This is a genomic window from Parahaliea mediterranea, assembly GCF_017255185.1.
Taxonomy (GTDB): Bacteria; Pseudomonadota; Gammaproteobacteria; order Pseudomonadales; family Halieaceae; genus JAFKCZ01.
This window is the reverse complement of record NZ_JAFKCZ010000007.1, coordinates 129,526-149,486: the sequence shown is the minus strand read 5'-3', so window position 1 is coordinate 149,486 and position 19,961 is coordinate 129,526. Positions and strand designations below refer to the sequence as shown.

Below are 19,961 nucleotides of genomic sequence, written 5' to 3'. Positions count from 1 at the left end.
CCCGGTGTCAGGCCGGCGCGGAATCCTCCGGGCCGCGCCCGGGCCTCGGCTGCCGCCAGCGCCGCAGCGGGGCCGTCCCGCTGCTTTGCATCACGAATACGCCCAGCAAAATAATGGCGGCGGCGACGATGTCGATCGCGGCCAGGGATTCGCCGGCGAAGGTCGCGCCGATCACCAGTGCCACCACCGGCGGTATGTAGGTCACGCTCGCGGCCCTGATCGCGCCCAGCCGTTCCACCAGGTAGTAATAGCAGGTGTAGGCGATACCGGTGCCGAACAGCCCGGCGCCGAGGAACAGGCCGCTGGCGGCGCGCCAGTCGGCGAAAATCGCCGAGACCTGGCGAATATCGCACAGCGCGAGCAGCAGCGCCGAGGCGAGGCCCAGCTGGTAGGTACACAGTGCGATCGGGGCGATACCGAGCGGGCTGAGGAAGCGGCGGGCGTAGACGAAGGACAGGCCGACGCTCGCCGAGCCGGCGAGGATAAAGAGCATGCCCGCGGTGTCGGGGGCGGCGATGTCCGCGCTCCAGGGCCGCGCGATGACCATCACACCGGCAAAGCCGCAGGCCAGCCCGAGGACGGAGCGCGGGCGGATCGGCTCCCCGCGCAAAAACAGCGCGGCGCCCAGGAAGGAAAACAGGGGGATGGACCCGCTGAGCATGCCCGCCACGCTGGAGGGCAGCCGTTCCACGCCGGCGGCGAAGGCGTAGTAGTAGAGCGTGGCCGCCAGTAGTGACATTACCGCGAAATGGTGGAGGTGGCGCAGGTGCCACCAGCGCAGGGCGCGCAGCGACAGCGCGAACAGCAACACCGGCAGGAACCCCATCACCACGCGCACCAGCACAATGTGCATGGGCGGGAGCCACTGGCTGGCGATTTTGTTGAAGATGTAGGTGGCGCCCCAGACCAGCCCGAGCAGGGCGTAGATCGCGTAGGCGCCGTGGTTGGCGTTGCGCATTCCGGTACTCCCGTAGAGAAGGCGCGGATTGTAGAAATCGGCGGGATGGGCTACAACTGATCTTATTTGCGCTATGGAATAGTAAATCTATCTTATGAGCGATAGCCCTCCCCTCAATGCCCTGCGCGCCTTCGAGGCGGCACTGCGCTTGAACAGTATTTCACTGGCGGCCGAAGAGCTGAATGTCACCCCCGGCGCGGTGGGTCAACAGGTGCGCAAGCTGGAGGACTGGCTGGAAACAAAACTATTCCATAGGACGGTGCGCCAGATCCGCCCCACCGCCGAGGGGCTGGAGTACGGCGCGCGCATCCAGGGCGCCCTGCGGCAGATCGACGACGCCAGCCGAACCCTGCGCCGCCGGCACCAGAAGTCGGTGCGGGTGGTGATGCCGCCGAGTTTCGCCGCCAAGTGGTTTTCCAGCCGCATGTCCCGGTTTTTGATCGCCAACCCCGACACCGACCTGCACGTTGGCTCCTCCTCGGAAGTGAATGATTTCAACCGCGATGCGATGGATCTCGCGGTGCGCCACTTCGACGGCGTCGCCGACACCCTGGAGACAGTACTGATCTACAAGGCCCGGGCGGCCGCGTTTTGCGCGCCGTCCTACCGCGAGGCCCGCGGCCTCGAATCCCCGGCTGACCTGGCGCGCGCCACCCTGCTCAACGACACCCTGCACGCCTGGTGGGACGACTGGCTCACCGCCTACGCCGGCTTTGGCGCCGACGAGTGCCGGCGTATTCGCCGTATCGAGATCGACCAGACGCCGCTGGCGATCGAGGCGGCTATCCACGGCCAGGGCGTGCTGCTGGCCAACCCGCTACTGGCCGAAGAGGATGTCGCCCAGGGCAAGCTGGTGCACCTCTTTCCCCGGGCTGTGTTGCCGGTGCCCGGGGGCTACTACCTGGTGTACCCCAGGTGGCGGGCATTGCGCGACCAGGCGCGGGTGTTTCGCGACTGGCTGCTGGAGGAGGCGCGCGATATCGACAAGCGCGAGTGAGCAAGCGCGCCCCGCCGGTTACCCGCCGGCGGGGCGCGCCCGAAAGAACGGGCCTACTTGGTCCCGGCCAGCTGGGAAATATCGGCGACTTGCAGGAAGCGGTCGCGCAGGGCGTTGAGCAGGTTGAGGCGGTTGTCGCGCAGGGCCGCGTCTTCGGTATTCACCATCACCCCGTCGAAGAAGGCGTCCACGGGTGAGCGCAGCGCCGCCAGGCTGGCCAGCGCCTCGGTGTAGGCGCCCCGATCCAGGTGGCCGGCGCTCTCTGTCCCGAGGGCTTGCAGCGCCTCCGCCAGCTCTTTCTCCTGGGGCTCCCGAAGTAAGTCGGCGCTCACTTCGCCAAAGCTGTGCCCGACTTCCAGCTTGCCCAGGATATTGGCCACCCGCTTGTTGGCGGCGGCCAGGGCCTGGGCCTCCGGCAGTCGGCCGAAGGCGTGCACCGCGTGCACCCGGCGCTGGATGTCCAGCGGCCGGCTGGGGTCGGTGGCGCTCACCGCCCGGAACACTTCCACCGGGATGGCCTCTTCCTCGTACCAGGCGCGGAAACGCTCCAGCATGTAAGTAAGCACTTGCTCGCCGGTGTCGTCGGCCAGCAGGCCGGCGGGGTACTGCTCCGCGGCCAGCGCCAGGCACTGGCGCAGGTCCAGGTCCAGTTCCTTCTCCACCAGGATGCGCAGCACCGACAGCGAGGCCCGGCGCAGGGCGAAGGGGTCCTTGGAGCCGGTGGGGGGCTGGCCGATGCCGAAGATGCCCACCAGGGTGTCCAGGCGGTCCGCCAGGCCCAGGGCCGCGGCGGTGGCGCTTTCCGGCAGGCGGTCGCCGGCGAAGCGCGGCCAGTACTGCTGGGCCTGGGCCGCGGCGACTTCCGCCTGCTCGCCGTCGTGGGCGGCGTAGTAGGCGCCGGCGATGCCCTGCATGTCCGGGAACTCCAGCACCATCTCGGTGACCAGGTCGGTCTTGCTGAGCAGGGCCGCCCGCGCGGCGTGTTCCGGGTTGCTGCCGATTAGCTGGGCCAGGCCGGCGGCCAGCCGCTCCAGGCGGCGGGTTTTCTCCAGCAGGGTGCCGAGTTTTTGCTGGAACACGATCTTGTCGAGCTGCGCCACCCGGCTTTCCAGGGAGGTCTTCTTGTCGGTATCGAAGAAGAAGGCGGCGTCGGCGAGGCGCGGGCGGATCACCCGCTCGTTGCCGTCGATAACCTGGACCGGGTCCTCGCTCTCGATATTGCTGACGGTGATGAAGTGGGGCAGCAGCTGGCCCTCGCCGTCCACCACGTGGAAGTACTTCTGGTGCTCCTTCATCGACGACACCAGCGCCTCGGCCGGCACCGCGAGGAAGCGCTCCTCGAAGGCGCCGGTCAGCGCCACCGGCCACTCCACCAGGCCGGTGACCTCGTCCAGCAGGTCCTCGTCGATCACCGCGGTGGCCTTGAGGGCGCTGGCCTCGGTCTCGACCTGCTCGCGGATCATCGCCCGGCGCTGGGCGAAGTCGGCGACGACCTTCGCCTCGGCCAGGGCCCCGGGGTAGTCCTCGGGACGCGCCAGGCGAATCTCGCCGCTGCTGTGGAAGCGGTGGCCGCGGGTGGTGTTGCCGGTGGGCAGGCCCAGCACCTCGCCGTGGTCGCAGTGCTCGCCGAGCATCGCCACCACCCAGTGCACCGGGCGCACGAATTCCACCCGGCTGGCGCCCCAGCGCATGCGCTTGGCGATCGGCAGGGCGTGGACGCTGTCGTTGATAATGGTGTTGAGGCTGTCGCCGGCGCTGGCGCCGGCGCGGGTCTGGCGCAGCCCCAGTCGCGGTCCCTTCGGGGTGTCGATGGTCTCCAGCTGGGCCGGGTCCACGCCCTGCTTGCGGGCGAAACCGACCGCGGCCGGGGTCCACTCGCCGGCATCGTCGCGGGCGCGGTCCGCCGGCGGGCCGAGGGCTTCCACGGTCTGGTCCGGGGCCTGCAGGGCCACCTCGCGGATCAGCACCGCCAGCCGGCGCGGGCTGGCGAACCACTGCACCTCGCCGTGCGCCAGCTGCCGCTGCGCCAGGCCATCGACGATGCCGTCGCGAAAGGCCAGTCCCAGGGTTTTCAGGTTTTTCGGGGGCAGCTCTTCCGTACCCAATTCCACCAGCAGGGTTTCGGTACTCATGCTTCGGCGGCCTCCGCGTGCAGTTTGTCCAGGGTTTCTTTGGCCAGGGTCGGCTCGGCCATCGGGAAGCCGAGGGCGGCCCGGGTGCGCAGGTAGCCTTGGGCCACGGCGCGGGCCAGGCTGCGCACCCGCAGGATGAAGCGCTGGCGCTCGGTGACCGAGATCGCGTGGCGGGCGTCGAGCAGGTTGAAGGTGTGGGAGGCCTTCATCACCATTTCATAGGCGGGCAGGGGCAGGTCTTTTTCCACCAGCCGCAGGGCCTCGGCCTCGCAGTGGTCGAACTGGGTGAACAGGAAGCGGGTATCCGCCTCCTCGAAGTTGTAGCGCGACATCTCCACCTCGTTCTGGTGGAACACGTCGCCGTAGGTCACCGCGCCCGCCGGGCCCTCGGCCCACACCAGGTCGTAGATGCTGTCCACGCCCTGCAGGTACATGGCGATGCGCTCGATGCCGTAGGTGATTTCCCCGGTCACCGGGTAGCATTCCAGGCCCCCGGCCTGCTGGAAATAGGTGAACTGGGTGACCTCCATGCCGTTGAGCCACACCTCCCAGCCCAGGCCCCAGGCGCCCAGGGTCGGGGACTCCCAGTTGTCCTCGACGAAGCGGATATCGTGCACCGCGCTGTCGATGCCCAGCGCCGCGAGGGAATCCAGGTACAGCTGCTGGAACTCCGCCGGCGAGGGCTTCATCACGACCTGGAACTGGTAGTAGTGCTGCAGGCGGTTGGGGTTCTCGCCGTAGCGCCCGTCGGTGGGGCGGCGGCTGGGCTGGACGTAGGCGGCGTTCCAGTTCTCCGGGCCGACCGCGCGCAGAAAGGTCGCCGGGTGGAAGGTGCCGGCGCCCACCTCCATGTCCAGGGGCTGCAGCACCACGCAGCCCCGCTCCGCCCAGTACTGCTGTAGACGAAGTATAAGTTCCTGAAAAGTCAGTGTTTTCCGCTGATTCTGTGACACGTTCGCACCTGCGGGCATGGCAAAAAGCCGGGTATTATACAGGCTCTTAACACTGCATAATACGCGCTTTCGCCCGTCGCTGGCGTAGTCCCGCCCCCGCGGTGGTTTCCGGTGAAATCGCGCGGTGACGAGACCCGGTGGCGGCCGCGCGCGAGCGGCACCCGGTGGCCACCGCGGGCGCGACCGAGAGATGAGTATCCATGGATCAAATCAAGGCCCTGCCGGTCAGGGTTCTGCTGCGCCTTTGCGCCTGTTTGCCGCTGGGCGTCGCGCGCTGGCTCGGGCGCTGCGCGGCGGCGCTGTACTGGCCCCTGCGCGGCGCCAGCCGCCGGGTTACCGAGCGCAATATCGAGCTGGCCTTTCCCGGACTCGACGCCCCCCGGCGCCAGCGCCTGGCCCGGGACAGCCTGGCCGCCACCGCCGAGTTGGCGGCGGAAATGGGCCATGTGTGGCTGCGCGGGTGGCCGTGGTTGCAGCGCCATATTCTCGCGGTGGAGGGCGCGGACCTGGTGCGGGACGCCCAGGCCGCCGGCCGCGGCGTGATCGTGCTGGCGCCCCACCTGGGCAATTGGGAAGTCACCGGCCTGCACCTGGCCACGCTGGGGCCGACGGTGTCGCTCTATGAACCGCCCCACCTCCGCGACCTGGACGCGATGATCCGCCGGGCGCGCCAGCGTAGCGGCGCCACCCTGGTGCCCACCGACAGCCGCGGCCTTGCGCGCCTGTTGAAAAGCGTGCGCGGCGGCCATATCTCCGGCATTTTGCCCGACCAGTGTCCCCGGGACGTGGGGTCGGGCATGAACAGCCACTTCATGGGGGTGCGCTGCTTCACCGGCACCCTGGCCAGCAACATGATCCGCCGCACCGGCGCGCTGGCCCTGTTCGGTTACGGCCGGCGGGTGCCGGGCGGCTGGGTGGTGTGCTACCGCCCGGCGGACGAGGACATCTACAGCGACGATACCGCCACCTCGCTGGCGGCCCTCAATCGCGGGGTGGAGGACTGCCTGCGCGACTGCCCCGCCCAGTACCAGTGGGAATACAAGCGCTTCAAGATCAGGCCCAAAGAGGGGCCTGGCGTGTACGCGGACCTGAAATAGGAGAGCCATGTTTTACGGCAAATTGATCGCCGGCCTGCTCGGGCTGGTGTTGGGCGGCCCCATCGGCCTGGTGCTGGGGGTGGCGCTCGGCCACCTGTTTGATCGCGGCCTGTCGACAACCCTGCAGTTCGGCTCCCCGGAGCAGATCGCGCGCATCAAGCAGAACTTTTTTGATACCACCTTCCTGCTGCAGGGCTTCCTGGCCAAGGCCGACGGCCGCATCTCGGAAGAGGAAATCGCGCACACCGAGCAGGTGATCCAGCAGATGGGGCTCAACGCGCAGCAGCGCCGGCAGGCCATCGAGCTGTTCCGCCGCGGCGCCGCCCCGGACTTCCAGCCCGAGCCGGTGGTGGCGCAGTTCCTGGAGCTGTGCCGCGCGCAGAGGCAACTGCAGTCCACCCTGCTGTTGTTCCTGGTGTCGCTGGCGCTGGCGGACAACAAACTGGACGCGGCGGAGCGGGAGGCGCTGGGTCGCATCGCGCGGCTGATGGGCATCGGCCAGGCCCAGCTCGATCAGCTGCTGCGCATGGCCCAGGCCCAGGCGCACTTCCACGGCCACAGCGGCGGCACCGCGGAGCCCGGCACCAGCCTCGACGACGCCTACGCCGCGCTGGGGGTCGATCGCGATATCGGCGACAAGGAGTTGAAGCGGGCCTACCGCAAACTGATGAGCGAGAACCACCCGGACAAGCTTATCGCCCGCGGCGTGCCCGACGACATGGTGAAGCTGGCCACCGAGAAGTCCCAGGAGATCCAGTCGGCCTACGAGATGATCCGCAAGCACCGCGGCGCCTGAGGCGTTCCGGCCCCAAGCAGGTTGCTGTGCAGCAGCCTGTTGGGCCCGGCGCAGGTTACATGCGCCAGAACATCGGCGTGAACAGCACCAGCAGGGTGAAGACCTCCAGGCGCCCCAGCAGCATGGCGAAGCACAGCAGGCCCTTGGCGGCTTCGTTGATGCCGGCGTAGTTGGCGGCGACGTCCCCCAGGCCCGGGCCGAGGTTGTTCAGCGACGCCGCCACGGCGGAAAAGGCGGTGAGGAAATCCAGCCCGGTGGCCATCAACAGCAGCATGATGGTGATGAAGGCGAACATGTACACCGCGAAAAAACTCCACACCGCGCTCACCACCGCGGCTTCCACCCGCTGCTTGCCGGTCTTCAGCGGAATCACCGCCTGGGGGTGTACCAGCTGCTTGAGCTCGCGGATGCCCTGCTTGTAGATCAGCATCAGGCGCATGGCCTTGATGCCGCCCCCGGTGGAGCCCACGCAGCCGCCCATGAAGGAAAACATCAGCAGCATCACCGGCAGGAAGGTGGGCCAGGCGGCGAAATTCTCGCTGGCGAAACCGGTGGTGGTGGCGATCGAAACGGCCTGGAACATGCCGTGCACCAGGGCGTCCGCCGGCTCGATGGTGCCCGAGAGCACCAAAAAACTGCAGGTGATGGTGATGCATACCAGCACGGTTCCGGCGAAGAACTTGGTCTCCGAATCATTGCGATACAGGCCCAGTGAGCGCCGCCGCCAGGCCAGGAAGTGCAGGCCGAAGTTCACCGCGGAGATGCACATGAACAGGCTGCACAGCACCAGGATGATGTTGTTGTCGAACCAGGCCATGCTGGCATCGTGGGTGGAGAAGCCGCCGATGGCCACCGTCGAGAAAGCGTGACAGATGGCGTCGAAGGCGCTCATGCCGGCGATGTAGTAGGACAGCGCGCAGACCGCGGTCAGGCTCAGGTAGACCAGGAACAGGGCCTTTGCGGTTTCGGTGATACGCGGGGTGAGCTTGGAGTCCTTGGAGGGACCGGGAATTTCCGCCCGGTACAGCTGCATGCCGCCAATGCCCAGCATCGGCAGCACCGCCACCGCGACCACGATGATGCCGATGCCCCCCAGCCACTGCAGCATCTGGCGGTAGATCAAGATCGAGTGGGGCAGCGTATCGAGGCCGGTGATCACCGTGGCGCCGGTGGTGGTGAGCCCGGAAACGGACTCGAAGATGGCCTCCACCGGGCTCAGTTCGATGCCCTCGGTAATGTAAAAGGGCAGCGCCCCGAACAGGCTCAGTACGGTCCAGAACAGGGAGGTGATCAAAAAGCCGTCGCGAATGCGCAGTTCGCGACGGGTGCCGTGGGCCGGCGCCCACATCAGCAGGCCGGACAGGAAGGTGAACACCAGCGCGGTGAGGAAGCCGGTGACGGTGTGGTCGTCGGCGATCAGCGCGATCACCAGGGGCAGCAGCATGGTGCTGCTGAACAGCATCAGCAGGATGCCCAGGACACGGAATGTGGTGCTGAAATGCATGTGCTATCGACGGCGGCTCAGGAGAAAAACCCAAAGCCGACCGCGAACAGTTTTTCCACCGCGGAGATGCGGCTGCGGTCGACCAGGAACAGGATCACGTGGTCGTTGGGTTCCACCACCACATGGCCGTGGGCGATCAGCACCTCGCTCCCGCGCACGATGGCGCCGATGGTGACGCCGTCGGGCAGGTTGATCTCGTCCAGTCGCCGGCCCACCACCTTGGAGGAGTAGGCGTCGCCGTGGGCGGTGAGTTCAATGGCCTCGGCCGCGCCGCGACGCAGGGAGTGAACATTGCTGATGTCGCCCCGGCGCACGTGGGTGAGCAGGCTGCCGATGGTGATCTGTTGCGGCGAGATGGCGATGTCGATCTCGTCGCCCACCAGCTCGGCGTAGGCGGAATTGGTGATCAGGGTGATGACTTTCTTGGCGCCCATGCGCTTGGCGAGCATGGACATCATGATATTGGATTCGTCGTTGTTGGTGAGGGCGCAGAACACGTCGGTGTTTTCGATGTTTTCCGCCGTCAGCAACTGTGGCTCCGCGGCGCTACCGCACAGCACGATGCTGTGCTTGAGGCGCTCGGAGAGCACCCGGCAGCGGCTGTAGGACTTCTCGATGACCTTGACCTGGTACTGCCCGTCGATGCTCTGGGCCAGGGTGGCGCCGATGTTGCCGCCGCCGGCGATCATCACCCGCTTGTAGGGTTTGTCGACCTTGCGCAGCTCCGACATCACCGCGCGAATGTGCTTGCGCGCGGCGATGAAGAACACCTCGTCGTCGACCTCCACCACGGTGTTGCCCTCGGGAATGATCGGCCGGTCCTGGCGGAAAATAGCGGCCACCCGGGTGTCCACCTGGGGCATGTGCTTGCGGATTTCCTGCAGTTCCTGGCCCACGATGGGGCCGCCGTAGTAGGCCCGCACCGCCACCAGCTGCACCTTGCCGTCGGCGAAGTCCAGCACCTGCAGCGCCCCGGGGTTGCCGATCAGCTGGCGGATGTTGTTGGTCACCAGCTGCTCCGGGCCGATGATGACGTCCACCGGCACATTCCCGGGGTTGAACAGCTGCTCCTGGTGGGCCAGGTAGTTGGGCGAGCGCACCCGGGAGATCTTGGTGGGGGTGTTGTACAGGGTGTGGGCCACCTGGCAGGCCATCATGTTGATCTCGTCGCTGTTGGTGACCGCGATCAGCATGTCGGCGTCGTCGGCGCCGGCCTTGTACAGGGTGTTGGGGTGGGAGGCGCCACCGACCACGGTGCCAATGTCCAGCCGGTCCTGCAGGGTGCGCAGCTTCTCCGCGTCGGTGTCGACCACGGTGATGTCATTCTGCTCGTTGGCCAGGTGTTCGGCCAGCGTGCCCCCGACCTGACCGGCCCCCAGAATAATGATCTTCATGGCCCGCGGACCTTGTGGGAAGTTTTTGTGGTTTCGACCCGCGGATTGTAAGCACTGGCGCCGGGGCTGTATAGCGCGATGGCGTCCTCCGGCGCGATTGGCTATCCGTCGCCGCGCAGCAGGCGGGCGAAAAACAGGCCGTCGGGGCCGCCTTCCCGTGGCAGCAGCTGCCGCCCGCCGGGACGGGCCTCGCCCCAGGGTACCGCTATCGGGTCCAGGCGCGCGTCATTCCTGCGGCCGATGAAGTCGGTCACCACGGCGCTGTTCTCCGCCTCCAGGATCGAACAGGTGACGTAGAGCAGTTGGCCCCCGGGCTTGAGCAGGGGCCACAGCCCGTCGAGTATCGCGGCCTGTTGGCCTGCCAGCTGGCCGATATCGCTTTCCCGCCGCAGCAGCTTGATGTCGGGGTGGCGGCGGATGACGCCGGTGGCGGAACAGGGCGCGTCCACCAGGATGCGATCGAAGCTCGCCGGCTCCAGGTCTGCCGGCGGGTGGGCGGCGTCCGCCACCACCACTTCCGCGTCCAGCTCCAGGCGCCGCAGGTTGTCGCGGATGCGCGCGGCCCGCTCCGGGTCGACCTCCATCGCCACCAGGGCCGCCGGGCGTGGATTCCGTTCGAGGATGTGGCAGGTCTTGCCCCCGGGGGCGGCGCAGGCGTCCAGCACCCGATCGCCGGCGCGGCAGTCCAGCAGCTCCGCCGCCAGTTGGGCCGCCTCGTCCTGCACGCTGGCCAGCCCCTCGGCGAAGCCGGGCAGTTCGCCGACATCCACCGCGCGCTCCAGGTAGAGGGCGCTGGCGGCGAGGTCGCCGGGGGTGCTGGCGATGCCGGCCTCCGCCAGCTGTTGCCGATACTGCGCGCGGGGAATCCGCGCCAGGTTGACCCGCAGCACCATCGGCGGCCGGCTGTTGCCGGCCGCGGCGATGGCGTCGGTGGCCTCACCCCACTGATCCTGCAATTGCCGGTACAGCCACGGCGGCTGGGCCGCCCGCGCCGCCGGATCGAGCGCGCCCTCGAGTGCGTCCCGCTCGCGTTGATAGCGGCGCAGCAGGGCGTTGACCAGGCCCCTGGCCCAGCCCTTGTTCAAGGCCCGGGTGGCGCCCACCGTGGCGGCCACCGCGGCGTGGTCGGGCACCCGGGTGACGGCGAGCTGGTAGAGGCCGACCAGGATCAGGGCGAAGACGTCGCGGTCCTTGTCGCGCAGGGGTTTGTCCAGCAACTGGCCGGCCAGGCCGGCCAGTCGCGGCCAGTGGCGCAGGCTGCCGTAACACAGCTCCTGCAGCAGGGCGCGATCGCGCCCCGCTACCCTGCCCTGCTGCGGCGGCAGTGCCTGGTTGAGGGATTGCCCGTTCATGACTCCCGCCAGCACGCGGGCGGCGGCGGCGCGACAGTCGAGCACCATCAGTCGGCGTCCGGGAGCGCGAAGCGTGCGCCCACGGCGAACTGTTCGCCCCGGGCATTGAGCACCGCCGCGGCGTCCAGCGTCCGGCCGCCGGGCAGCTGCAGGGCCTGCAGGCGCAGGCGCCCGTCGCCGCAGGCCACGTCGATGCCCTCGCGGTCGCAGTGCACGATGGTGCCGGGGTCGCCGCCGCCGGCCATGACCAGGGGCTGTGCGCGCCAGACCTTGACCCGCTGGCCGTCGAGCTCGCTGAAGCACACCGGGAAGGGGTTGAAGGCCCGCACCTTGCGATCGAGGGTCGCGGCGTCGAGACGCCAGTCGAGCCTCGCCTCCGGCTTGAGAATCTTGGCGGCGTAGGTGGCCTCGCCATCGTCCTGGGGCCGCGCGGCGGCCCGATAGCCGGGCAGGTCTTCGAGTACCCGCAACAGGCAGGGCGCGCCGAGCTCCGCCAGGGTGTCGTGCAAGCTGGCCGCGGTGGTGTCGGGGCCAATGCCGCAGCGCGCGGTGGTGAGCATGGCGCCGGTGTCGAGGCCGGCGTCCATCTGCATGATGGTGACCCCGGTCTCCGCGTCACCGGCCTCGATGGCGCGCTGGATCGGCGCCGCGCCGCGCCAGCGCGGCAGCAGCGAGGCGTGGACATTGAGGCAGCCCAGGCGCGGGGCGTCGAGCACCGCCTGGGGCAGGATGAGGCCGTAGGCCACCACGATCATGGCGTCGGCGTCGAGGGCCGCCAGCTCGCGCTGGGCGTCGGCGTCGCGCAGGCTTGGGGGCTGCCGCACCGGCAGGCCCGCGGCCAGGGCGCGCTGCTTGACCGGGCTGGCCTGCAGCTTCTTGCCGCGCCCGGCGGGGCGGTCCGGTTGCGTGTATACCGCGATCACCTCGTGTTCGCTGGCCAGCAGGGCCTCGAGATGGTGGGCGGCAAAATCGGGGGTGCCCGCGAAAATCAGGCGCAGTGACGATTGCGGCATGAAGTTCAGGCCCGCCGACGCTGGTCTTTTTCCAGCTTCTTGCGGATGCGCTGGCGCTTCAGGGGCGACAGGTAGTCGACGAACAGCTTGCCGTCGAGGTGGTCGATCTCATGCTGCAGGCAGATCGCCAGCAGACCCTCCAGCTCCTGGGTAAATTCCTCGCCGTCGCGGTCGAGGGCGGTGACCCGCACCCGCCGCGGACGGTTGACGGTCTCGTAGAAGCCGGGGACCGACAGGCAGCCCTCGTCGTACTCGCCCAGTTCCGGGTCGAGCACCGTCACCTCCGGGTTGATGAACACCCGCGGCTGGGAATGGTCCTCGCTGACGTCGATGACCAGGATGCGCTGGTGGACATCCACCTGGGTCGCCGCCAGGCCGATGCCCGGCGCGTCGTACATGGTCTCGAACATGTCCGCAATCAGCGCCCGGATGCGGTCGTCCACGGTCTCCACGGGCTGGGCCACGGTGCGCAACCGCGGGTCGGGGAATTCGAGAATTTCGAGTATGGCCATCGTCTACCTGGGGGATTTGCAGGCCGCGCCCGGCGCCGGGTGGCCTGAGTGAATTAATAACATTTGCACTTGCCAGTGGCGAAGGACCACCGCAAACTGGTGTTAATTATACATCCGCCGGCGGAAGTGTGCCCAGCGCCCGGGGTGCGGGCTGGGTCCGGGGCAGCGAGCGGACAATAACAAGGCCAGGCAGGGGCAGGACAATGACAGGCAGGGTTTTCTCGGGATTGCTTTTAATTGCGGCACTGCTGTCTGGTGGCGCGCTGGGGGCGGCGGAACTCAACGACCACGTACCGGAAACCTACACCGTCAAAAAGGGCGACACCCTGTGGGATATTTCCGGCATGTACCTGAAAAAGCCCTGGCTGTGGCCGGAGCTGTGGGACGTCAACCCGCAGATCGACAATCCCCACCTGATCTATCCCGGCGATGAGCTCTACCTGGTGTGGGTGGATGGCCAGCCGCGCCTGCGGGTGCGTCGCGGCGACATGAAACTGTCGCCCAACATGCGCGTCAGTCCGCTGGATCTCGCCATACCGGCCATACCCCTGGACGAACTCGGCGCCTTCCTGCTGCGCCATCGCATCCTCGACGCCGGTGAACTCAACAATTCCGCCTACGTGGTGGCCGCGTCCCAGGGCCGCCTGATCAGCGCGCCCGGCGATCGCGTGTTCGGCCGCGGGCCGTTCCCCGACGGCGAGCGGGCCTACGGCATCTTCCGCGCGGGGGACGCCTACCGCGACCCGGTCACCAAGGAGCTGCTGGGTTACCAGGCCCGGGATATCGGCAGCTCCCGCCTGCTCAGCGGCAATGACGACGAGGTGACCGAGCTGGAGGTGACCCGGGTCTCCGAGGAGGTGCGGATCACCGACCGCCTGCTGCCCAACGAGGAGCGTGTACTCGACGCCACCTTTTATCCCCGGGCGCCGGGGATGGATATCACCGACGGCTACATGATCGCCGTGGATGGTGGCGTCACCCAGATTGGCACCATGGACATCGTGGTGCTCAATCGCGGCGAGCGCGAGGGGCTGGAGATCGGTCACGTGCTCGCCATCTACCAGGCGGGCGAGCTGGTCTTCGACCAGGTGGCACGCAACAACGTCCGCCTGCCCGATGTCCGCGCCGGCCTGGCGATGGTGTTCGAGACCTTCGACAAGGCCAGCTACGCGGTGGTGCTCAAGGCCAGCCACCCGCTGAAGGTGGGCGACAAGGTGAAAAACCCCTGATTCCGGCGCCGGCCGCGAGGCCGGCCCGCGACCACTTTAGACCGAAGACACGCCGTCCGGCACTTGCCACACTGTAACCGCCGCGCCCTCGCGGGCGCCTGGAATGGTTTCAGGGATGATGGCGATGTGTGTCAATGACCTCCGGCGCTGCCTGTTGTTGCAAACGCTGCCCGGGCTCGGCTCGCGCGCCCTGTGCCGGCTGCTGCGGCACTGCGGTGGCGTGGACGCCCTGTGGGCCTCCGACCCCGCCCGGTGGCCGCCCCTCGGCCTGCCCCCGGGGCTGGCCGGGCGCTTTCACCGGTTGCGGGACAGCGGCCGATCGGCCGATCCGCGGGTCGATGTGGACGCCCAGCTGGCGGCGCTGGAGGCCGCTGCGGCGCGGGTGCTGTGCGTGGCCGACGAGGGCTACCCGCCGCTGCTGCGCACGATTCACGACCCGCCGCCACTGCTCTACCTGCGCGGCGACGGCGACCTGCTGCTGCGGCCGCAGCTGGCGGTGGTGGGCGCGCGCCGGGCCAGCAGCGCCGGGTTGCGGGCGGCCCGGGACATGGCCGCGGCGCTGGCGGACGCGGGCCTGGTGGTCACCAGCGGCCTGGCCCTGGGAATCGACGGCGCCGCGCATCGCGGCGCGCTGGACGCCGGTGGCGGCAGCGTGGCGGTGATGGCCACCGGTATCGAGCGGATCTACCCGCGCCGCCACGCCGCCCTGGCGCGGGACCTGCTGGCCGGCGGTTGCCTGGTGACGGAGTTCGCCCCCGGTTGCGGGCCCTTGCGGGAACACTTCCCGCGCCGCAACCGGGTGATCAGCGGCCTGTCGCTGGGGGTGCTGGTGGTGGAGGCGGCGCTGCCCAGCGGCTCGCTGATTACCGCCGGCACCGCCCTGGAGCAGGGGCGGGAGGTGTTTGCCCTGCCCTGGTCCATTTACCATCCCGCGGGGCGCGGTTGCCTGCAGCTGTTGCGCGATGGCGCGGCGCTGGTGCGGGGCGTGGACGATTTGCTGCTGGAGTTGCAGGCCATGGTGGGGTTGCAGCGGGAATTGAGCCTGCCGCCGGTTCCGGTGGAGCATCCGCGGGAGGACAGCGCCGACGAGCGCCTGCTGCGGCTCATCGGTGACGGCTGCGTCGCGGTGGACGAATTGGCCCGTCACGGTGAGCTGCCGCTGGCGCGGGTGATGGCGGCGCTGTCGGCCCTGGAGCTGGCCGGGCGGGTGCGGCGAGAGGTCGGGGGTTACAGCCGGCGTTGATCGCGGTGGCCGGGGCTATCCCGATTGCCCGCCGAACTTGCCAATATCGGCGTGGTTGGTTACATTTCGCGCTCTTTCACCCAGGCCTAACCGGGCTCGCCCGACCTCAGCGGAGATACAATATGAGCAAGCCATTTGTCGCGATTGTGATGGGATCAGACTCCGATCTGCCAGTAATGGAGGCGAGTTTTGCCATTCTGCGATCTTTCGGCATCCCCTTCGAGGCGCGTATCACCTCCGCCCACCGCACCCCGGAAGTGACCAAGGACTATATCAAGGACGCCGAGGCGCGCGGCTGCGCGGTATTTATCGCCGCCGCGGGCATGGCGGCGCACCTGGCCGGCGCGGTGTCCGCCGCCACCGTGAAACCGGTGATCGGCGTGCCCATGAACGCGTCCCTGGACGGGCTCGACGCCCTGCTGTCCACGGTACAGATGCCGGCGGGTATTCCGGTGGCCACCGTGGCCATCGGCAAGGCCGGGGCCAAGAACGCCGGCTACCTGGCGGCGCAAATCCTGTCGGTGGCCGACCCCGCCCTGGCGGACAAACTGCGTGACGAGCGCGCGGCCAACGCTGAGGCCATCCGCGAGAAGGACGAGGCCCTGCAGGCGTCCCTGAAGGGCTGAGGTGCCCTCCCCGCCCCTGCGCTTGCGGTACGCGGTGCGCGCCATCGAACGCGGGGGGGTGATTGCCTGCCCCACCGAGGCGGTGTGGGGCCTGAGCTGTGACCCCGACGACCCGGCCGCGGTGGCGCGGCTGCTCGAGCTGAAGCAGCGCCCGGTGGACAAGGGCCTGATCCTGGTGGCGTCCGGGCTCGAGCAGATCGCCGCCCTGCTGCGGGGCCTGAGCGACGCCCAGCGCGGCAAGCTGGCGCTGTCCTGGCCGGGGCCGACCACCTGGTTGTTGCCCCATGGCGACCTGGTGCCGCCGTGGATTCACGGCGGTCGCGATACGGTGGCGGTGCGGGTGACGGCCCACCCGGTGATGGCGGCGCTGTGCCGGGCCTGGGATGGACCGCTGGTGTCCACCTCGGCCAATCGCGCCGGTTGCCAGGCGCCCCGGGCCGCCTTCCAGGTGCAGCGCTATTTTGGCGGACAGCTGGATGCCCTGGTGCCCGGCGCCGTGGGCGGCGCGCGTCGCCCCAGCGTGATCCGCGACCTGCGGACCGATGAGGTGCTGCGCACCTGATGCGTCCCTTGCCGGTGGGATAGCGCGGCCAGACGCGTATAATGTGCCGCCAATGCCCACCCAGTGTTGTCAGTCCATGCAAGTCGAAGCCGTTAAAACCTATCTACTCGATCTCCAGTCCGCAATCTGCGAAGGCCTCGCCGCCGAGGACGGGGCCGGTGAGTTCATTGTCGACGAGTGGCGGCGCGAGGCCGGCGGCGGCGGGCGCAGCCGGGTGCTGGCCGAGGGCGCGGTGTTCGAGAAGGCCGGGGTCAATTTCTCCCACGTGATGGGCGAGGGCCTGCCCGCCTCCGCCAGCGCCGCGCGACCGGAGCTGGCCGGCCGCAGTTACCAGGCCATGGGTGTGTCGCTGGTGATTCACCCGCGCAACCCCTATGTGCCGACTTCCCACGCCAACGTTCGCCTGTTCGTGGCGGAGAAGCCCGGGGAGGAGCCGGTGTGGTGGTTCGGCGGCGGCTACGACCTCACCCCCTACTACGGTAACCGCGAGGACTGCGAGCACTGGCACCGGACCGCTTTTGATGCCTGCGCGCCCTTCGGCGACGAGGTCTACCCCCGCTACAAGGCCTGGTGTGACGACTACTTCTACCTGAAACACCGCCGCGAGCCCCGCGGGGTCGGCGGCCTGTTCTTCGACGATCTCAACACCTGGGATTTCGACACCTGCTTCGCCTTCATGCGCGCGGTGGGCGACTCCTACCTGGAGGCCTACCTGCCGATTGTGCGGCGGCGTCGCGACACGCCCTACGGCGAGCGCGAGCGCCAGTTCCAGCTCTACCGCCGGGGCCGCTACGTCGAATTCAACCTGGTATTTGACAGGGGCACGTTGTTTGGTTTGCAATCCGATGGCCGGACCGAGGCGATACTCATGTCCCTGCCGCCGCTGGTGCGCTGGGAATACGACTACCGGCCCGAGCCGGACAGCCCGGAGGCGGAGCTGACCGAGTACTACCTGCAGTCGAGAGACTGGCTGCAGCCGGCCTAAACCGGAACCGAGCGATATGAGCACCACCGACAAGTACGCCGTATTCGGCAATCCCATCAAGCACAGCAAGTCACCTGTCATCCACGCGGCGTTTGCCGAGCAGTGCGACCAGGCCATGCAGTACCGCGCGGTGCGCGTGGAGCTGGACGGCTTCGAGCGCGCGGTGGCCAATTTCTTTGCCGGCGGCGGGCGCGGCCTGAACATCACCCTGCCGTTCAAGCAGCAGGCCTTTGCCCTGGCCGATGAGCGCAGCGACCGGGCGGCGCGGGCCGGCGCGGTCAATACCCTGTGCCTGCAGGACGACGGCAGCCTGTTTGGCGACAACACCGACGGCATTGGCCTGGTGCGCGACATGGTCGCCAACCTGGGCTGGCGGCTGCGGGACCAGCGCATCCTGGTGCTGGGCGCCGGCGGTGCGGTGCGCGGCGTGCTCGAGCCCCTGCTGCGGGAGCGGCCGCGGTCCCTCGCCATTGCCAATCGCACCGCGCAAAAGGCGCGCGACCTGGCGGCGGAGTTCGCCGAACTGGGGGCGTTGGAGGGCGGCGGTCTCGACCTGCTGGAGGGGCGGCAATTCGACCTGGTGATCAACGCCACCAGCGCGGGCCTGCAGGGCGAGATGCCGGAACTGCCCGGCAGCCTGCTCACCGAGCGCAGCTGTTGCTACGATATGCTCTACGGCGCCGAGCCCACACCGTTCATGCGCTGGGCGGCCCTGCACACGGCCTGGGCGGTGGCGGACGGCCTGGGCATGTTGGTGGAACAGGCGGCGGAGTCCTTCTACCGCTGGCGGCGGGTACGGCCCGCCACCGGTCCGGTCATCGCGCAGCTGCGCAGTACCCTCGCCGCGGCCTGAGCGCGGCGGTCCGGCCCGTGCCGAGAACACCCCGAACCGGCCCCCTGTAGGGTCGAATTCATTCGACCTGGCGCGATGCCGACCTGGCGACCCGAGGGGCGCTTGGCGGGATGGCGCAATGAATTGCGCCCTACAGGGAGATCAACCCACCCTCTGTAGGGCCGAATTCATTCGACCAACGACCCAACACCGTGTCTCAGGCCTCCAGCTCGGCCAGGTGCTGCTCCTTGAGCTTCACGTAGTTGTCCGCGCTGTAGCGGAAGTAGTCGCGCTCGGCATCCGTGAGCGGGCGCATCTCCCGTGCCGGACTGCCGCCGTAGAGGTAGCCGCCGCGCAGGGTCTTGCCGGGGGTCACCAGGGCGCCAGCGGCGATGACCACGTCGTCCTCCACCACCGCGCCGTCCATCACCGTGGCGCCCATGCCCACCAGCACGCGGTTGCCCACGGTGCAACCGTGCAGGGTGGCGTGGTGGCCGATGGTGACGTCCTCGCCGATCAACAGGGGCCAGCCGTCGGGGTTGTAGGGGCCGGCGTGGGTGATGTGCAGCACGCAGCCGTCCTGGATGCTGGTGCGGGCGCCGACCCGTATCCGGTGCATGTCGCCGCGCACCGAGGCCTGGGGCCAGACGGACACGTCGTCGCCGAGCTCCACGTCCCCCAGCACCACCGCGCTGGGGTCGATCAGTACCCGCTCGCCCAGCACCGGAGAGGTGCCACGGAAGCTGCGCAGGCTGTTGCTGGTGTAGTGTCGCATCGGGGGGCTCCGCAAAAAACTGGTACAATAGCGGGCGTCTTTGATCCCCGCCAGTCCCCGTTACGAGGTTGCGCCATGTCCGGGTTTTCCGCCAGCCGACGATTTATCGCAGGAGCCGTGTGTCCCCGTTGCCGGACCATGGATTCCATTGTGGTGGACACACAGAGTGAGCAGCGCGAATGCGTGGCCTGCGGTTTCAGCGAGGCGCGCCCCGCGGACGGCCCCCGGCAGGAGCCGCGAACCCGGGTGAATCGCCCGGCGCGGCGCGGCGATGCGCCGGCGGAAGCGGTGCGTCTGGTCGACCCCGCCGCCGCTCCGGGCACGGACCGGGAGCGCGGCTAGCCCTCCAGGCGCAGCCGCACCCGGGTGGGGGCGGGCAAGCGGGATCGCGCGGGCATGGGAACGCTCCTGGGGCGCGACGTGTCGGGCTCCGACCCCGCGGGGAACTTCAGCAGTTGACGGGCCGCGGTGGCGGCCACCAGCGACTCCAGGCGGATGGCGGCGGCGTCGCCCAGCAAGTGGTGCACGATGATGTTCGCCTCGGTCATGTCGATCGGCAGCAGTGGCCGCTGGTGCAGCCGCATGTGGTGATCGTTCACCTCCTCGATCAGGCGGTGGGCCAGGAAAGCCTCGCGCAGTACGCATTGCAGGCCGGCATTGGGGCTGTTCTCCACCGGGTGCAGGAAAAAATCCTCCGCCAGGTAGATAAAGGGCGCCACGTAGTCGTAGAAGTCCAGATAGCGCCCCACGCTGGCCGCCAGGTCCAGCGCGCCGGGTGCCGCGCGCACGTAGTCGATGACGAAATCCACCAGGGCCGCGGACGCATCCGGCTCCGGCAGCCGCAGGCGCCGGCGCAGGGCGTCGATCCCGGGCTCCAGCTGGCGCTGGAATTCGTGGGTGCGGCGCTCCCTGGCAATGGCCTTGTCGATCAGCTCGTGAATCGCGCGGGTGGTCATGGGCCGCCTAAATGGAAGAGTTGAATGGAAGGCATGCGGGGTAAT

20 protein-coding genes are annotated in these 19,961 nt (G+C 68.6%); 10 read left to right on the top strand and 10 right to left on the bottom strand.

The features are described from left to right. Nucleotides 1-7: 7 nt before the first annotated feature. Nucleotides 8-958 carry a DMT family transporter gene (locus JYP50_RS11025; RefSeq protein ID WP_206560573.1) on the bottom strand — a complete coding sequence of 317 codons (951 nt, stop codon included), beginning with the start codon at nt 956-958 and terminating at the stop codon, nt 8-10. A 94-nt stretch (nt 959-1,052) separates the two neighbouring features. On the opposite strand from JYP50_RS11025, the gene JYP50_RS11020 reads away from it, so the two are divergent. Further along, nucleotides 1,053-1,955 carry a LysR substrate-binding domain-containing protein gene (locus JYP50_RS11020; RefSeq protein WP_206560572.1) on the top strand — a complete coding sequence of 301 codons (903 nt, stop codon included), beginning with the start codon at nt 1,053-1,055 and terminating at the stop codon, nt 1,953-1,955. Nucleotides 1,956-2,008: 53 nt separating this feature from the next. Here JYP50_RS11020 and glyS read toward each other — a convergent pair whose 3' ends face one another. Both glyS and glyQ read right to left on the bottom strand, forming a co-directional pair. Further along, nucleotides 2,009-4,087, bottom strand: coding sequence for a glycine--tRNA ligase subunit beta (glyS, locus tag JYP50_RS11015; protein WP_206560571.1), 2,079 nt, complete (start codon nt 4,085-4,087; stop codon nt 2,009-2,011). After that, entirely contained in the window at nt 4,084-5,040 is a 957-nt protein-coding gene (glyQ, locus tag JYP50_RS11010; protein WP_347136770.1) for a glycine--tRNA ligase subunit alpha, read from the bottom strand. Before glyQ ends, glyS begins: the two co-directional genes overlap by 4 nt. A gap of 200 nt (nt 5,041-5,240) precedes the next feature. Between glyQ and JYP50_RS11005 the strand changes: the two genes are divergently transcribed. Next, nucleotides 5,241-6,137: a lysophospholipid acyltransferase family protein gene (locus tag JYP50_RS11005; protein WP_206560569.1), complete on the top strand. Its 897-nt coding sequence runs from the start codon at nt 5,241-5,243 to the stop codon at nt 6,135-6,137. Nucleotides 6,138-6,144: 7 nt separating this feature from the next. Further along, nucleotides 6,145-6,933: a co-chaperone DjlA gene (gene djlA / locus JYP50_RS11000; RefSeq protein WP_206560568.1), complete on the top strand. Its 789-nt coding sequence runs from the start codon at nt 6,145-6,147 to the stop codon at nt 6,931-6,933. Nucleotides 6,934-6,988: 55 nt separating this feature from the next. On the opposite strand, the gene JYP50_RS10995 is transcribed toward djlA, so the two are convergent. The 5 genes from JYP50_RS10995 to def form a co-directional block, all read right to left on the bottom strand. Beyond that, nucleotides 6,989-8,437, bottom strand: coding sequence for a TrkH family potassium uptake protein (locus JYP50_RS10995; protein WP_206560567.1), 1,449 nt, complete (start codon nt 8,435-8,437; stop codon nt 6,989-6,991). 17 nt (nt 8,438-8,454) lie between these two features. Then, on the bottom strand, nt 8,455-9,831 hold the full coding sequence (gene trkA / locus JYP50_RS10990) for a Trk system potassium transporter TrkA (RefSeq protein ID WP_206560566.1): 1,377 nt from the start codon (nt 9,829-9,831) through the stop codon (nt 8,455-8,457). 101 nt (nt 9,832-9,932) lie between these two features. Then, nucleotides 9,933-11,231, bottom strand: a complete 1,299-nt coding sequence (gene rsmB, locus JYP50_RS10985) for a 16S rRNA (cytosine(967)-C(5))-methyltransferase RsmB (protein WP_206560565.1) — start codon at nt 11,229-11,231, stop codon at nt 9,933-9,935. Then, nucleotides 11,231-12,196: a methionyl-tRNA formyltransferase gene (fmt, locus tag JYP50_RS10980; protein WP_206560564.1), complete on the bottom strand. Its 966-nt coding sequence runs from the start codon at nt 12,194-12,196 to the stop codon at nt 11,231-11,233. Before fmt ends, rsmB begins: the two co-directional genes overlap by 1 nt. Before the next feature lie 5 nt (nt 12,197-12,201). Beyond that, complete coding sequence (gene def / locus JYP50_RS10975; protein ID WP_206560563.1) at nt 12,202-12,708, bottom strand: peptide deformylase; 507 nt, start codon at nt 12,706-12,708, stop codon at nt 12,202-12,204. Between the two features lie 203 nt (nt 12,709-12,911). Between def and JYP50_RS10970 the strand changes: the two genes are divergently transcribed. The 6 genes from JYP50_RS10970 to aroE all read left to right on the top strand — a co-directional run bounded on the left by JYP50_RS10970 (nt 12,912) and on the right by aroE (nt 18,206). Next, nucleotides 12,912-13,937, top strand: a complete 1,026-nt coding sequence (locus tag JYP50_RS10970; protein WP_206560562.1) for a LysM peptidoglycan-binding domain-containing protein — start codon at nt 12,912-12,914, stop codon at nt 13,935-13,937. 115 nt (nt 13,938-14,052) lie between these two features. Further along, the gene (dprA, locus tag JYP50_RS10965; RefSeq protein ID WP_206560561.1) at nt 14,053-15,180 is read left to right on the top strand and encodes a DNA-processing protein DprA; all 1,128 of its coding nucleotides are present in this window, start codon (nt 14,053-14,055) and stop codon (nt 15,178-15,180) included. Between the two features lie 122 nt (nt 15,181-15,302). Continuing rightward, the gene (gene purE, locus JYP50_RS10960; protein WP_206560560.1) at nt 15,303-15,806 is read left to right on the top strand and encodes a 5-(carboxyamino)imidazole ribonucleotide mutase; all 504 of its coding nucleotides are present in this window, start codon (nt 15,303-15,305) and stop codon (nt 15,804-15,806) included. 1 nt (nt 15,807) lies between these two features. Continuing rightward, nucleotides 15,808-16,368 (top strand): Sua5/YciO/YrdC/YwlC family protein, encoded by a 561-nt coding sequence (locus tag JYP50_RS10955; protein ID WP_206560559.1) that lies wholly within the window; start codon nt 15,808-15,810, stop codon nt 16,366-16,368. A 76-nt stretch (nt 16,369-16,444) separates the two neighbouring features. Continuing rightward, the gene (hemF, locus tag JYP50_RS10950) at nt 16,445-17,353 is read left to right on the top strand and encodes an oxygen-dependent coproporphyrinogen oxidase (RefSeq protein WP_206560558.1); all 909 of its coding nucleotides are present in this window, start codon (nt 16,445-16,447) and stop codon (nt 17,351-17,353) included. 16 nt (nt 17,354-17,369) lie between these two features. Then, complete coding sequence (gene aroE / locus JYP50_RS10945) at nt 17,370-18,206, top strand: shikimate dehydrogenase (protein WP_206560557.1); 837 nt, start codon at nt 17,370-17,372, stop codon at nt 18,204-18,206. Nucleotides 18,207-18,402: 196 nt separating this feature from the next. Here aroE and JYP50_RS10940 read toward each other — a convergent pair whose 3' ends face one another. Next, on the bottom strand, nt 18,403-18,960 hold the full coding sequence (locus tag JYP50_RS10940) for a gamma carbonic anhydrase family protein (RefSeq protein WP_206560556.1): 558 nt from the start codon (nt 18,958-18,960) through the stop codon (nt 18,403-18,405). A gap of 75 nt (nt 18,961-19,035) precedes the next feature. Here JYP50_RS10940 and JYP50_RS10935 point away from each other — a divergent pair, with 75 nt between their 5' ends. Beyond that, entirely contained in the window at nt 19,036-19,302 is a 267-nt protein-coding gene (locus JYP50_RS10935; protein WP_206560555.1) for a YheV family putative metal-binding protein, read from the top strand. Here the strand turns inward: JYP50_RS10935 and JYP50_RS10930 are convergent. Beyond that, nucleotides 19,299-19,916: a hypothetical protein gene (locus JYP50_RS10930; protein ID WP_206560554.1), complete on the bottom strand. Its 618-nt coding sequence runs from the start codon at nt 19,914-19,916 to the stop codon at nt 19,299-19,301. The two genes, JYP50_RS10935 and JYP50_RS10930, sit on opposite strands and share 4 nt — an antisense overlap. Nucleotides 19,917-19,961: the final 45 nt, after the last annotated feature.